Annotated in this window: 17 protein-coding genes; 7 read left to right on the top strand and 10 right to left on the bottom strand. The window is 56.9% G+C overall.

The features are described from left to right. Window positions 1-3: 3 nt before the first annotated feature. Entirely contained in the window at window positions 4-651 is a 648-nt protein-coding gene (locus ACYZT3_RS14880; protein ID WP_462030182.1) for an MliC family protein, read from the top strand. Between the two features lie 36 nt (window positions 652-687). Here ACYZT3_RS14880 and ACYZT3_RS14875 read toward each other — a convergent pair whose 3' ends face one another. Beyond that, window positions 688-960 carry a type 2 periplasmic-binding domain-containing protein gene (locus ACYZT3_RS14875; RefSeq protein ID WP_282378120.1) on the bottom strand — a complete coding sequence of 91 codons (273 nt, stop codon included), beginning with the start codon at window positions 958-960 and terminating at the stop codon, window positions 688-690. 225 nt (window positions 961-1,185) lie between these two features. Between ACYZT3_RS14875 and ACYZT3_RS14870 the strand changes: the two genes are divergently transcribed. After that, on the top strand, window positions 1,186-1,599 hold the full coding sequence (locus ACYZT3_RS14870; RefSeq protein WP_462030181.1) for an ester cyclase: 414 nt from the start codon (window positions 1,186-1,188) through the stop codon (window positions 1,597-1,599). A gap of 1 nt (window position 1,600) precedes the next feature. Here the strand turns inward: ACYZT3_RS14870 and ACYZT3_RS14865 are convergent, their stop codons facing one another. Further along, window positions 1,601-2,428: a DMT family transporter gene (locus tag ACYZT3_RS14865; RefSeq protein ID WP_282378116.1), complete on the bottom strand. Its 828-nt coding sequence runs from the start codon at window positions 2,426-2,428 to the stop codon at window positions 1,601-1,603. A 106-nt stretch (window positions 2,429-2,534) separates the two neighbouring features. On the opposite strand from ACYZT3_RS14865, the gene ACYZT3_RS14860 reads away from it, so the two are divergent. Together ACYZT3_RS14860 and ACYZT3_RS14855 are read left to right on the top strand one after the other, a co-directional pair. Continuing rightward, window positions 2,535-2,666: a LysR family transcriptional regulator gene (locus tag ACYZT3_RS14860; RefSeq protein ID WP_282378114.1), complete on the top strand. Its 132-nt coding sequence runs from the start codon at window positions 2,535-2,537 to the stop codon at window positions 2,664-2,666. 38 nt (window positions 2,667-2,704) lie between these two features. Then, window positions 2,705-3,379: a LysR family transcriptional regulator gene (locus ACYZT3_RS14855; RefSeq protein WP_462030180.1), complete on the top strand. Its 675-nt coding sequence runs from the start codon at window positions 2,705-2,707 to the stop codon at window positions 3,377-3,379. Between the two features lie 12 nt (window positions 3,380-3,391). Here the strand turns inward: ACYZT3_RS14855 and ACYZT3_RS14850 are convergent, their stop codons facing one another. The 3 genes from ACYZT3_RS14850 to ACYZT3_RS14840 all read right to left on the bottom strand — a co-directional run bounded on the left by ACYZT3_RS14850 (window position 3,392) and on the right by ACYZT3_RS14840 (window position 6,295). Continuing rightward, entirely contained in the window at window positions 3,392-4,171 is a 780-nt protein-coding gene (locus tag ACYZT3_RS14850) for a creatininase (RefSeq protein ID WP_282378111.1), read from the bottom strand. Between the two features lie 89 nt (window positions 4,172-4,260). Further along, a complete protein-coding gene (locus ACYZT3_RS14845) occupies window positions 4,261-4,812 on the bottom strand; it encodes a VOC family protein (RefSeq protein WP_462030179.1) in 552 nt (183 codons plus the stop codon). Window positions 4,813-4,864: 52 nt separating this feature from the next. Beyond that, window positions 4,865-6,295, bottom strand: a complete 1,431-nt coding sequence (locus ACYZT3_RS14840) for a purine-cytosine permease family protein (RefSeq protein WP_462030178.1) — start codon at window positions 6,293-6,295, stop codon at window positions 4,865-4,867. A gap of 332 nt (window positions 6,296-6,627) precedes the next feature. On the opposite strand from ACYZT3_RS14840, the gene ACYZT3_RS14835 reads away from it, so the two are divergent. Both ACYZT3_RS14835 and ACYZT3_RS14830 read left to right on the top strand, forming a co-directional pair. Next, window positions 6,628-7,296 (top strand): FMN-dependent NADH-azoreductase, encoded by a 669-nt coding sequence (locus ACYZT3_RS14835; RefSeq protein WP_282378104.1) that lies wholly within the window; start codon window positions 6,628-6,630, stop codon window positions 7,294-7,296. 36 nt (window positions 7,297-7,332) lie between these two features. Next, a complete protein-coding gene (locus ACYZT3_RS14830) occupies window positions 7,333-8,694 on the top strand; it encodes an amidase family protein (protein WP_462030177.1) in 1,362 nt (453 codons plus the stop codon). Here ACYZT3_RS14830 and ACYZT3_RS14825 read toward each other — a convergent pair. Both ACYZT3_RS14825 and ACYZT3_RS14820 read right to left on the bottom strand, forming a co-directional pair. Further along, window positions 8,665-9,606 carry a LysR family transcriptional regulator gene (locus ACYZT3_RS14825; protein WP_282378099.1) on the bottom strand — a complete coding sequence of 314 codons (942 nt, stop codon included), beginning with the start codon at window positions 9,604-9,606 and terminating at the stop codon, window positions 8,665-8,667. The two genes, ACYZT3_RS14830 and ACYZT3_RS14825, sit on opposite strands and share 30 nt — an antisense overlap. 85 nt (window positions 9,607-9,691) lie before the next feature. Next, window positions 9,692-10,306 carry an urea carboxylase-associated family protein gene (locus ACYZT3_RS14820; RefSeq protein WP_282378097.1) on the bottom strand — a complete coding sequence of 205 codons (615 nt, stop codon included), beginning with the start codon at window positions 10,304-10,306 and terminating at the stop codon, window positions 9,692-9,694. A gap of 132 nt (window positions 10,307-10,438) precedes the next feature. On the opposite strand from ACYZT3_RS14820, the gene ACYZT3_RS14815 reads away from it, so the two are divergent. Further along, window positions 10,439-11,308 carry a LysR substrate-binding domain-containing protein gene (locus tag ACYZT3_RS14815; RefSeq protein WP_462030176.1) on the top strand — a complete coding sequence of 290 codons (870 nt, stop codon included), beginning with the start codon at window positions 10,439-10,441 and terminating at the stop codon, window positions 11,306-11,308. On the opposite strand, the gene ACYZT3_RS14810 is transcribed toward ACYZT3_RS14815, so the two are convergent. The 3 genes from ACYZT3_RS14810 to ACYZT3_RS14800 all read right to left on the bottom strand — a co-directional run bounded on the left by ACYZT3_RS14810 (window position 11,292) and on the right by ACYZT3_RS14800 (window position 13,770). After that, window positions 11,292-11,888, bottom strand: coding sequence for a flavin reductase family protein (locus ACYZT3_RS14810; protein WP_462030175.1), 597 nt, complete (start codon window positions 11,886-11,888; stop codon window positions 11,292-11,294). The two genes, ACYZT3_RS14815 and ACYZT3_RS14810, sit on opposite strands and share 17 nt — an antisense overlap. A gap of 130 nt (window positions 11,889-12,018) precedes the next feature. Beyond that, complete coding sequence (locus tag ACYZT3_RS14805; RefSeq protein ID WP_462030174.1) at window positions 12,019-13,203, bottom strand: patatin-like phospholipase family protein; 1,185 nt, start codon at window positions 13,201-13,203, stop codon at window positions 12,019-12,021. Window positions 13,204-13,305: 102 nt separating this feature from the next. Further along, window positions 13,306-13,770, bottom strand: coding sequence for a MaoC family dehydratase (locus ACYZT3_RS14800; RefSeq protein WP_282378085.1), 465 nt, complete (start codon window positions 13,768-13,770; stop codon window positions 13,306-13,308). Window positions 13,771-13,835 lie beyond the last annotated feature (65 nt).

Here is a 13,835-nt window from a genome sequence, read left to right as displayed (position 1 = left end):
AATATGAAAACGGTTACGGCCCTTTTCACCTGTCTGCTCGCTGCCAGTGTGTGCGCGGCGACGAGCCCCTGCGCAAATGCTGCGTCGTTCGAGACCAGCTTCGACTGCTCCAAGGCAAGGGTATCCGTCGAAAAGCTTATCTGTCGCGATCCGCAACTGGCGCAGATGGATATCGAACTGACGCGTCTTTATCGCCTGGCGCTCACCGATGAACATTCAGTACCGCGTCCAGACAAAGTCATGATCGACCAGCAGTTCTGGATCGACGCCCGCAATCAGTGTGCCTCCGAGCCGGACCCCAAGATGTGCACGATCCGAAGTTATGCCGAACGCGCGCACCAGTTGCGCCAAGGCTCGGCCATTGTGAGAACCAAGGATCCATACCGACTCACCGAAGGCCCCCTGGCTTTTCGTTGTATTGGGTTTGACGCGCTGATTGCTGCCACCTTCTTTACCACGCAGCCGGGTGTCGTGTACCTGAAATGGGCGAACACCTCGATCACCCTGAGCCAGGTGCCGAGTGATTCGGGAACCCAATACACTGGCAAGGATGACCAGGGGAACTACCGGTTCTGGCAAGACGGCAACGTTGTCCTTTTCCAGAAGCCGGGCTCAGGAGAAATGAGTTGTACGGCCGAGCCGGTCGGCTGATTGCTCAGGCACAAGTACGGCATAACTTCATTCTTCTCAGGTCAGACGGGTGCCCGACATAAGCCCTTCCGTCAGCAGCGATACCAACGGCTGGACGAGATGCTGAGTGCGGACGTCGTCACCCATCACCGCCACTTCAGTGCTCGGTAACGTCGGCAACTTTTCAGACGGTTCCAGAATCCGCATGCCTTCCTGCAGAAACGACGTTCCCAATGCGGTAATGCCCAGCCCGCCGACGACTGCAGCCTGAACGCCAATCAAATTGCTGGCCAGGCACGCTGAAGTCCATTCCCGCCGGACGGTAGCCAAGGCCTCGATCATGATTGCCCGGTACGCGCAGGGCGGCCGTGAAACTGCCTGTCTCCGCCTCCGCAATAAACGCTCGCAGCAGATCCATCTCGAGGTCGCTGGCTCGCATGATCAATTCACCTATCAACTGGATGCCATTAAATTTATGCGTTTGAGTTCTGGATCGCAAACTCCGAACATCGTGATGAGCGGGCCTTGAAAGCCCTTGAATGCGAGGAGTTCCAAATGTCAGGCAACACAGCAGTAGAGATTGTCGAACGCTTCTGGCGCGAAGTGTGGCAGGCAAAAGACCCGCAAGCGGCGGCGCGCTTCGTGGCCGAAGACTTCGTTATCACGTCCGGCGGCATCCATACTGTCGGCCGAGAAGCCTTCATTCACTGGATAGGTGTGTTCCTGTCGAAAATCGAAGACTTCGAGTTCGCCAGCATCGAAACGTTTCAGAATGCAGAAGGCTCTCGGGTCGCTTCACGCTGGAAACTGTCCGGAAAGAACAACGGTTTCATCGGTGGCCGATCCTGCTACAGCGCTTTTGAAATGCTCGGTACCGCGGTTTGGGAAGTTCGTCCAGACGGTCTGCTGGCGCACAATTGGGTGGAGCGTAATTCCCTGGAAGTTCACCGCGACATGATCGGTCTATGATCTACCTGGCCTGTGCGCCTTGGACCTGCGAAGGTCGAGCCGGGCTGAACACCAGTCCCGATGCGAACACCACCCCAAGGATGACACCGCCGGCACCGAGCAGTTGCCAGACATTGGGTAGCACACCCAGTATCGAAGAAACCAGCATGGTGAATACCGGCGCCAGGTTGAAGAAGATCGATGTCCGCGCCGCGCCAATGGCATGGATGCCTTTGAACCACAGCAAGTAAGCGATCAATGAACCAAAGACCACCAGGTAGACGACGGCTCCGTGTACGGACAGTGAAGCGTTACGGATGTTGGCTATCGGGTCTTCAAAGAGGAAGCCCAGCACGATCAGGCCAATGACACCGAACAACATGGAAAAGCTGGTGGTTTCCAACGGGGTTGCGTCTTTGACGAAGCGTCGGGTGCCGACCATGTCGGCCGCCCAGGCCATGCTGCCAGCCAGAATCATCGCGTCACCGGTGGCCACTTTCAGCCCGAGCAACACTTGGATATCCCCGCGATTGATCACCAGGCCAACACCCAGCAAGCCCAACACCAGGCCGATGGCAAGGCCGCGATCAATGCGTTCTCCTTCAAGCAACACCGCGAAGATCATCGTCCACAACGTGGTCGCCAGGATCAGCGCGCCGTTGATGGGCGTGGTGGTTTGCAGGCCAAAGAATGTAGCGAGGTTGAACGCGGTAAATCCCAGCAGGCCCAGGCCGATAAAGGCCACCAGATTGTTCTTGAGGGTACTGAGCCGTAACTTGCCGGCCAGACCAAAAATCAGTACGAGCAACAGGGTAGAAATGGCAAAACGCTCAATAGAAGCGCTGATCAAACCGCTGAATGCTTCCAACCTGCTTGTCAGGTTTTGAACGATTCTTGCAGGCTTGCCGTTGGGGAAAAATTCCCTATTTATTCACCTCATCTATGAGAAAACGCCCATGTTTGATTGGGAGGATCTGCGCTACTTCATCGTTTTCGCCCACGAACAGTCTTTATCGGGGGCGGCACGCAAGCTCAAGGTCGACCATGCCACCGTGGCGCGACGCATCAGCGCCCTGGAGGTTCGCTGAACCTCAAATTGGTGGACAGGCGCCCTCGCTCGTATGTCATGACCGAAGACGGGGAACGTATCGCCCAGTTAGGACGGCGCATGGAAAGCGAGTCGTTCGCGGTGCAACGCACAGCGCTGGCCGGGCAGGAAAGCTACACCGGCGAAGTCACCGTCAGTGCCCCGCCGGCGTTGGCGTGTGCGTTGATAGCGCCCCGAATCAATGTATTGCGGGCGCAACATCCGCAGCTGTCCTTGCAGTTGATTGGCAGCCTGGGCAGCGCCTCGTTGTCGCGGCGCGAAGCCGATATTGCCGTGCGCCTCAGTCGCCCCAAGGAGCCGGACCTGGTGGCCCGCAAGGTCGAAACGATACCGTTTTACCTGTATGGCTCGGCGGACTATGTGTCCAAAACGGCACCGGAAGATCTGGCGTTCATCGCTTACGACGAGACCATGGAACAGAGCCCGCAACAGGTCTGGCTCAAGGCGCAAGCGGGTGATCGACCGATCCTGCTGCGCAGCAATGACTTGAATATCCAGGCCACCATTGCTCAAGCAGGCGGCGGTGTCGCTGCGCTGCCCTACTTTCTGGGCGACCGCTACGGCTTGCAGGCGATGGAAAGCGTCAGCGCGGACCTTGCGCGGGATGTGTGGCTGGTGGTTCACAGCGACATCCGCCATACCCCGTCCGTCCAGGCGGTGATGAGTTTCCGGGTGTCCTGCTTTGAAAGCTGAATCAGACGTGGATTACCGCAAGGTGTGATCGAGCCTGAACTCGAACCGTACTGCCTGGACGATCCCGCTGATGACATCATTCACCAGCAGTTTCCCCTTGTCTGCGCTGGATCCCCGTGCAGAGGACAGCACGCCACTCACCGGCACCCATTCGGTCCGGGTCGGATACATGTCGTAAACCGGAAACTCAGCGGGCCCGTGATCCGGGATCTTGTCCAGAGAAACCATCTGTGGGTGATAGTGCAGCATCATCGACGTCTCGATGACCGCGGCATGTTCCAGCGCGATACCCGGAAAACCGTCGGGAAAGATCTTGTCGAGCGTCGGTGACTTTACGAACTCCCAATGCTCGAGACGCATGACTTCCAAACCGGAGTTCTCGCCAATATCACGCATTGCCAGCTCAATGCCTTCGGTCACGAACCACTGATTTTCGTAGTGACCAATCACCAGCACCAGACGCTTCACGCCATGGCGATGAAACTCACGTACGGCGTCCCGGACCATCGCGATCAGGGTCGCACCATCCACACTGGTTGTTCCGCAAAAGTGCTGCCCTCCTCCACACTTCGGCTGGGATTTATACCCATAGGATAGGGCTGGCGCGACGATCCCGTCGATTTCTCTGGCCACGTCTTCACTGATTGCACTGGCAAGCAATGCATCGGTTCCAAGGGGCAAGTGAGGGCCGTGTTGTTCGGTCGCGCCAATCGGCAGAAAAACCACGGCGCCTGATTGCACTCGGCGCTCGTAGTCGACCCAACTGATGTTATCCATACGAACGGTGTTCATGATGTTGTACTCCGGGCGTCGTTCTCTGTGGTGAAGGCCTCAGCGCCAGGCTTGCATACCGCAGGCGCTGAGACATTGCCGCCGTTGCTTTATGCCCGCGGCGGATACCACTGCTCCGGTTCCGGGTAATCCCAATCCGCGGGAAATGCATAGGTTTCAAACACGGTGGTGGTATCAGCCTCGGTGCCGAAGAACGCGAAATGATTCACGCCCATCCAGGAGCCTGACTGCACGCACTGATAGCCGCGTCGTTCCAGCTCGGCGATACGCTCTTCAAACGGGATGTTGTTGCAGTCATAAGCGACGTGCTGAATGCCTTCGCCATGCTTGTCCAGGAAATCAGCGAAAATCGTCGGTCCCGAAACGGGCTCCATCAACTCCCAGACCATGTTTCCCGACTGGGCGAAGCAAACTTTCAGAACAAAATCGGCAGGCTCGCCACGATAGGTCTGGTTTTGGGTGTTTTCCGGGCTGAAGGTGTAGACACGCCATGGACCGATACCCAACTTGAGCAAACCATCCATGGTCCGTTTGTGATCACGCGTCACAATCGCAATCTCGACGACGTTACCCAGGAACGCATCGACTTCAGCTCCAGCGGTCAACGCCGTCAGGACATTTAATTGTTCAAGATGAGACATTTGCTGTGACCTCTTTAAATTAATTAAAAGTTAACCAACACATCAATTATTTTTACTTCACCAGGACTGATGACTGGGTAACTTCTATTCGCCGTGAGCGGTGCAACAGGTAGTAAACGCCACCTCCCACAGCAAATCCCGCCAACCATGACAAATCAATCCCACCCAGTGCCATGGCAAGTGGCCCTTGCAGCGATTTAATGGTTCCCACTTGAAACAACCACGCCGCCAGCACACCTATTGCAAGTGCAAACACGCCTCGCCAATTGACGTCGCTGCAGGCACTTTCAGAGTGATGGCAATAAAGCGATTTCAGATCGACTTGACCACGACGAATCAGGAAGAAATCGACCAGAGTGATACCGGCCCACGGACTGATCCACACCACAAAGAAGACCATCAGGTTTTCAAAGGCATGCACAAACTCGCCGGATTGCAGGAACAGGTAGAGGATGAACAGTGCGACCACCCCGGAGACCATCGAAACAACCCAGCGTGGAACGCGGATATCCAGAGACAGCGTTGCCAGTGCTGCCGAATAGATGACAACGATGTTCGTAGCGACCGGGCCATGTAACAGCACAAGGAGTACCGGCAGCGCCATCGTGCCAAACACCGCAATGATGAGTTGCGCAGGGTCCGAGCCGCCACCCGCAGAAGCGATGGCAGCGCCGAGAAATGCCAACCAGACGGTGGGCAGGAACATGCCAAGGAAGGTCGACCGGAATACCTGGCCGTCAGACAGTTTGCTCTGGGTAAAACGGGTGTAATCCGAAGCGTATACCAGCCACGAAATGCCCCATCCAATGCCTATCGCGGTCATGAGGCTGCTCATTGCCGAAAGTTTGCTGATGCCTGCGGTAGTCGAGGCGTGCCATTGGATGTCCACGTGGGTGAAGGCCAGCACGGTCATTACGACCATGATCAGCAGTATCACCGGCATGGTGTAGCGCTCGAAGCACTTGATGGCGTTGAAGCCCCAGGCAGCGATGCCGACCTGGATAAACATCACGACCAACGCAATGCCGTACTTGAGCTCCATTCCACCACTAATACCGATTTTTTCCAGGGCGGCAACCGCCAGATCAAGGACGATCCAGGTGTTTGTGGCCACCCATCCCATGGGCATCAGCACTTGCATGATAGTGGGCAGGTAGGCGCCGCGCCGACCGAACGCCAACCGCGAGAGCACCATTTGCGGCACCCCCGTGCGGTGCCCCATGAGGCAGATGCCGCCAAACAATGCGGCGCCCAACAGATTGCCGACCGCTATTACCAGCAGGGTTTCAATCAGGCTCAAGCCCAACTGGATACCAATGGCACCCAGCACCCAATTGATGGGCGCCACATTCGCTCCAGCCCAGATCCAGAACTGGTCCAACGGGCTTGAAGTACGATGGCTATCAGGCACTGGCTCAATGCCCAATGCATCATAATTGACCTCGTTCATTACGCTATTTTCAGAATCACGACGCGTTGACATTATTATTTTCCTCGCTGAGCGGCGACCACTTGTATCGCCCCGAACCATTAAAGCGAGCTACGTACTTTTACGTAATTGATAATAACTAAAAGACGTTTTAGAAATATTGTGATGTTGAGAAAACATAAATTGTGCAGCTTGCCGAGACATGTAACATCCTCCCCGAACATCAAACAAAACAACTTTAAAGTCTCATTAACAAATAAAACTCGCTTGTTGAGTTTTATTTGACACAGCTCAAATAAATATCAATAGCTGAATCATCGGTGCTCGTGGCCCACTTGTTTCAGTCGCCGAGGTAATCCCGCCTCTGGCTTAACAGGAAGCGTCCCATGACCACTATTCTTCACATTGATGCCAGCGCACGAACCGATCGATCCCTGAGCCGCAAACTGTCGACAGCATTTGTCGAGGCCTGGATTGAACAAGATGACAAGAGCCAAGTCATTGTCCGCGACGTAGGGCACAACCCTCCCCCTTTCGTGACTGAGGCCTGGATTGCCGCGGTCTTTACACCCGAGGCGCACATGACGCCCGAAAAGCGCGAGGAGACCCGGCTCTCGGACGAGTTGATCGATGAGATCGATCGGGCCGATGTCATCGTGATGGGCGCCCCGATGTACAACTACGGTATGCCAGCCTCCCTCAAGTCGTGGTTCGACAAAGTGATTCGTATCGGCAAGACCTTCACGTTTGATCTGGCTCGCGGCGACTACCCCCTGGAACCCATCATGAGCGGCAAGAAACTGGTGATTTTGTCTTCTCGGGGCGAGTTTGGATTTGGCCCGGGCGGCGTTCGCGAAAAGATGAACCACCTGGACACGCACATCCAGACCTGCGCGCATTATCTTGGCGTGAATGAGACCCACGTCATCTCCATCGACTACCAAGAGTTTGGTGACGCTCGCCATGAGGCCTCCATCGCCGATGCGTTCGATGCCGTTCCAGTGCTGGTCAAGCAGTTGATTGAAGAGCGTCAAAGCGAGCTGTCGCCCGCTTGACTGCCAGGTACAGTCGCCCACCCAATCGGAGCAACCATGATCACGATGCTGGAAACCGCCAAGCGATTGAAACAAGGCCTCACGACACCTGATGAGTTGATCGAGGCCGCGTTGGCCGCGGCCAGGGCCTCGGAACACGTGTTCATTTCCGTCATCGATCAACGGGCAATCAGTGAAGCCAAAGCGTCGACCGAGCGCTGGCGTCAAGGTGCGACCCTGAGCCCTTTTGACGGCATACCCTACGCCGCCAAGGATCTGCTGGATGTTGCCGGTAGCCGGACAACCGCAGGCTCCATCACCCGGATCGACGCGCCGATCGTGCTTGAGGATGCCGTGGTCATCGGCGCGCTGGCGTCACTGGGGATGATTCCGATCGGTAAAACCAACCTCACTGAGTTCGCGTATTCGGGCCTGGGGTTGAACCCTCATTTCGGTACGCCAACCGCTGACATTCAGGTCGACGAAGCCCGGGTTCCAGGTGGTTCCTCCTCAGGTTCGGCGATCGCGGTTCAGAGGGGTATCGTCACCAGCGCCATCGGCACTGACACAGCGGGTTCCATTCGTATCCCGGCGGCATTCAATGGCCTTGTTGGCTACAGGGCATCGACGGGACGTTACAGCATGGCGGGTGTGCACCCTCTCGCTATTACGCTCGATAGTCTGGGTCCTTTTGCCCATACCGTGGCGGATTGCGTGGCGTTCGACGCAGCGATGCGGGGTCTCAAAGAAGCGGCCATCCAGTCCGCCAACCTTACCGGCCTGCGCTTTGTCGTCGACGACGGCGTGATGTCTGATCCAGCGTTACAGCCAGCGGTACGACAAAATCTGCAATCGATGATGTCGCTGCTTCGTGTAATTGGAGCACATGTCGAGCGCCGTCCGGTCGCCGCCGTCACTCGCACACGCGAGCTGATTGCCCGAACGGGTTGGTTGGGGGCGATAGAAGCCTGGCGTCTCTTGGGCGAGGTCGTGGAAGGCCCATTGGGTTCCCGGATGGACAGACGCGTGCGTGCTCGTCTTCGCTCGGCCAAGCTTATCGATACTGAGGCCGAAGCCAGGATTCGAAGTCTGCGCCTTGAGTTGATGTCTGCGATGGAGCATGAGCTTGAGGGCGCCATCCTGGTCATGCCAACGGTGAAACACGTCGCGCCGCCGATGGCTCCTCTGGAAAACGATGACGAGTTGTTTGCTGCCGTCAATCTCGAGACTCTGTCGCTCACCATGATTGGCAGTTTGCTGGACATGCCGGGGGTGGCCATTCCGTCTGGCAAGGATAGCGTCGGTCTTGCCACCTCAACCCTGTTTTCCACAACGCGAGGTCGCGACGATAAACTGCTCAGTGCCTGTCTGGCGATAGAGGCGGCCCTGTCAGGAAGTGAGCGCCAGCCGACTGCCTGAATGGTCATTCAGAGCCGTTTCCCTAAACGATTTCGCTTCACTCAGGAGCCAGTCCCGAAACAACGAAAGACTGCGGCGCGGATTGGTCCTTGTGTCCTCTATCAGGTGGTAAGTGAAACCTGGCAAGGTCGGTCCCGCCACTCGACGCATACGACCCGAGCGAAGCTCATCGTCAATCAACACATTGCTGCACAGCAGCGGCCCCAATCCCCGCTCTACCGCATGCAGGGCCAGTGTTTCTTCGCTGTACCAGGAGATGCGGAAATCCCGGGTTGTATCGTGCTCGACCCGGGCCAGCCACGCGGACCAGGAAGGTGCCTGCAGCGCCTGATTCTTCCATTTGAACGCCAGCAAGGAGCGGTTGTAAAAGTCGCTGATCGTTGGATGGCGGTCGACGGGACAAATGCTTTGATCCGCCACGGCGATGTACTCATCGTCGAACAACACCGGCCCCTGCCTGTCTGCCTCGCTCGGCCCGTACCGAATGGCCAGATCGACCGTCTCGGATCGCAGATCCACGATCTTCTCCGAGGCATGAATATGCACCACGATGTTTGGATAAATCCCGTTGAACTTAGCCAGGCGAGGCATCAGCCATCGCTCGGCAAACGCGCGCGTGGTGGAGACCTGAATGGCATTCCCCTCCTTGGGCGCACCTATCAGGGCAAACGCCTGGGCAATCTGGTCAAAGCCGTCGCGCAATAGCGGATAGATCGTTTTACCGGCAGGGGTGAGAGTCACCGTCCGGCCCCTCTCAAGGAGCTTCTGTCCCAGCCCCTCTTCCAACTGCCGGACCTGATGACTGACCGCAGCGACCGTCACAGAGAGTTCGTTGGCCGCCGCAGAAAAACTCTGGTGCCGTGCGACCGCCTCAAACGCGCGCACGGAATTCAATGGGGGTATTTTGCGCATGGCTTACTCCGGGTACCCGTCTTTGATAGCGACGGATTCAGTGTCCTGCCGGCAGACACGATCCACCGGCAGGCGTTGTCTGGCGTCAGGTGACGCTGTAGTGAACGTCCTGGGGCCGCATTCCATTGACAGCAGTAATGTCCTGCGGACAGGCGGAAAAGACCACGATCGCATCCATTTCAGCCTTGAGGGATACGTATTGCCCAGGTTCACTGACCGGCGCCGCGAACTCAATGCGCCCATCCTGATGCACCGGCACATTCATGAACAGGTTCAGCGGGCTCGGCGTTTCAGGCGTCACCAGGCCGATGGCATCCAGGGCCAGAAACAGGTTTTCGTTGCAGCTGTCATGATGACCGATAACGCCCAGTTGCTCATAGCGCGTCGGATCGCAAGCGGCCACCAGCGTGTCGTGGATACCCGGTGAGGTGTCCTCGATGAGTGTCAGGATTTTCCGGCGCTTGTTGGTGACGAGGCTGTCACCTTGCCGAGGATTGAGCTTCAACCAGAAGGGACGACTGTGCTCCATCGACATGGCCTCGCAGAGGTCGTCCGGGTTGAATGCCCAGGTGTCGACGACCTGCTTGCCATGGGTGTTGATAAGCTTGATGGTTTGACCCCGTTTCAACTGGATCGCTACACCACGCCGGGCAGGCAAGCGGACCAGTTCACCAGGATAAACGGACGTAATTGCAGTCATGTTGTGTTGTTCTCCTCTTGCAGGGCTGATGGCCTACAGGCCGGGTACCTGCCGTAAAGGAAAACACAGAGGAAAACCTCAAACCAATAATATAAAGTCGCCCCTGTATAAGTGAAATCTATAGGGTGGCCCATGCGAATTCGGCAACTTGAGTGCTTCAGAACCTTGATGATCCACGGGACGATGACCCGTGCTGCGGAGCTTTTGGGCATTTCTCAACCGGCCATTAGCAGCACCATTGCCAATCTGGAGCACGAGACCGGCCTGAAACTCTTCGTGCGCAAAGGCGGTCGACTGCAACCCACCCCCGAAGCCCGGCTATTTTTTGTCGAGGCGGAACGAGCGCTGGAGGCGGTGGAGAAAACCAATCGCATCGCCAAGGAGATTCGGACCGGGAAACGCGGTCACCTGGCAATTGCCGCCTACGCCAGTATCTCGATCAACCTGTTGCCACGCTTGATGGCCGAATTCGCGAAAGAGCGTCCGGGGCTTGAGCTCAAAATCATCACTCGCAACTCCCAGTCTGTTCGTGAGCTGATGTCGACGCAGCAATTCGACCTGGCCATCGCCGAACTGCCCCTCGACTACCCGTCCTCGAACATGGAGGTGATTTCATACGAATGTCAGTGCATGGTGCCGATCGGCCACCCCCTCGCAGAACTGGACGTGATTACGCCTGCTGACCTGGATGGCATGCCTTTCGTTTCGCTGTTCAAGGGTGACCCGATCTACCAGCAGTTGGCCATGGCTTTTTCGGCGTGCGGGGCATCCTGGAACGTGGTGGCCGAGACAGAGTTCTTCTCCACGGCCTGCGAACTGGTCTGCGCCGGAGTGGGCGTCGGGATCATCGACCCGGTAGTCAGCCTGCCCTTCACCAGGAATCTGGTCCTGAAGCCATTCTCGCCGGTGATCAAATACGAGATCGCCCTACTGCTTCCCACCCAGGAAGAGCCCTCGCAGCTGGCGCGAGAATTTGCCCACTTCCTCAGGCAACGCCTTTAACAGGCTCGCCGATCGTTGAGAACTGGCCGTAACCGAGCCGGGCCAATGGTCGGACTTTGGAGAGATCGATACGTCCTTCGGTGAGGCAGGTTTTGTTGATATGGAGGCCGACAACCCGGCCGATGATCAGCAGGTTTTCCTCAATCTCCGAGGGTAGCTCGATAGCCTTCAGCAACACGCACTCAATGTGTATAGGCGATGCTTTAACGCGCGGAGGCATTACCAGCGAAGACGCCTCACATTCGAGTCCCACCCGATCAAACTCATTGACCTCAGGCAGTGCTGCTTCACTGGATGCCCGTACTTCAACGCGCAGGTCATAGGTGGCCATGTTGACGACGAACTCACCGGTATCGAGAATGTTTCTGGCCGTATCTTTTGCGCCGTGAGCATGTCGACCATTGGAGCCAAAAACGACAATCGGCGGGTTCTCCGACAGCGCATTGAAGAAGCTGTACGGCGCCAGGTTCGGTACGCCGTCCTTGCTGAGTGTGGAAATCCAGCCGATCGGTCTCGGTACCACACAACTCATCCAGTGTTTGTTGATTTGCTCATCATCCTGCCCCGTCACAAGAAACATAAATCGCCCTCCCGCGTGTACTGATAGCGGGAGTGGAACACCTTCCTTTGCGAAAAAATAATACTGAATCTTGCTGTGGCTATAAGTGAAATCTATACGCGTTCGGCTTAGAAGTCGGACTGCGCCTCTCTCACGTATTCGGCGATTTATGCCACGGATAGCCTTTCGCGCTGAGTTGAAAGGCGTAATCGAATAAGCGCTTCATGTATTCGCCATCAAATTTATGATTGCGAGAAATATCAAAATCGGCGCCGATGTACGCCAAATTGAAGTCCGCCCCATCCTGCTGCGCAATTCGGTAAATACGATCCAGATCGCTGATCCCCTGAGTCTGGATCAATGCGCTGATGGCTCGACCGCCGATGCTCAAGGTGCGGCGCTTCGTTCCAGACCACTGCGGCTCCAGTTTGCCGTTGCGAATGACATAGAAATGCCGTTCATCACGCAAACGCGCCCCGGTCACGCGGTTCAGCGCCATCACGGTGCCTGGAGGGTAAAGGAACACCTGAGTAAGGACGCCTCCGTCCACGTGCATTTCCTGAAACTGTTGGCCGTCAACGTCCACATCGATCATGACCGGTGAGACGGCGCCGGGAATACTCATCGACGCGACCATGATGTTGCGAAACAGGTGAAGCGCTCCTGGTGCTTCGCTTGCGGCAATAGCGCCCATGTTCCACGTGACGGGCCGCGCTGAATCAAGGTCGGTTGTGCCGATCATCAGGAGTCGTCCTTTGGCGTATTCCAGCGCGATCGCCGCCAGCGTCTCGGCAGTGACGTACTTTGCAATGAGTCGCGACAGGGGCTTGCTGTCCGCTATGCCGTCGCTGGCAAGACGGGTCAGCACATTGCGCGAACGGAAAACGTCTTTTGGACCGATTGCGTGGCAGATACGCAGAATGAAGCCGTCATACTCAGGCCCCAGATACGCGAACGGGGCAACCAGGGCACCAGCGCTAATGCCCGTGACGATCTTGAACACGGGTCGAGTCCCATGCACAGTCCATCCCGTAATTATTCCCGCCGCGAATGTGCCCGCGTCACCGCCCCCCGAAACGGCCAGCATATTTGCCAGCGGCAGGGTATCGTTCGGCAGCCCTGCGCTGGCGAGCGCCTCGGCCTCTCGCAGATTGGCCTGACTCACATCCCGAATGAACGGAGTCAGGTCCTGGTCCAGCCAGTAGCGAGCATCTGGAATGCCGGGGATGAGCGCTTTTTCGGTTAACGTCGGCGGCACAGCATCACGGCGTTGCAGGCACGCTTGACGCAACATGTTCAGCGTTGAGGCACTAGGTCTGAGCAGGAATGGTTTCAAGACGCCTCCTCCGGGTCCCTGCAATCGACAGAGAACGCGCTCATCTATTCAGTGAGATGGCCTCACCCATCATGCGCGCTCCACACACCCATGATTAGCCTCTCAATCAGGCGGCGGTGTTCTGAATACCAGCAGTTTGCCGGTTGCTCGCTGCACGACCTTGTCATTCTGATTGAGTGTTTCCATGAACAGGGTTACCACGCCCCGGTCTGGCTTGGAGCTGGACGGTTCGATGGCCTGCACGGTGCATTGCAGACGCAATAGATCGTCCGGGTACGTCGGCGTCGGCCAGCTCAACTCGATGCCCAGGCCGATGATCCCGTCCGCCAGCGGTACGCTGGCAACCAGCAGTTTCATGGTCAACGCCGCCGTGTTCCAGCCACTGGCGGCCAGCGCACCGAACAGGCTCAAGCCGGCGGCCTCGGGATCAAGGTGAAAAGGTTGCGGATCGTACGCTTGAGCAAAGGCCAACATCGCCGCTCGTTCGACTCGAACGGTGTCGCTTTCGAACACCTGACCCAGGCTCAGGTCATCGAGGTAGAGTTTTTCCCAGGCATGGATGGTCATGATTCAACCCTCTCTCGTCAGGGCGAGCGGCCTGAACATCTTTCATGCTAGCGCAAGCCCAGGCA

Source organism: Pseudomonas sp. MDT1-16, assembly GCF_054898115.1.
The sequence above is the reverse complement of the archived record's forward strand: the minus strand, read 5'-3'. Positions and strand labels throughout refer to the sequence as shown.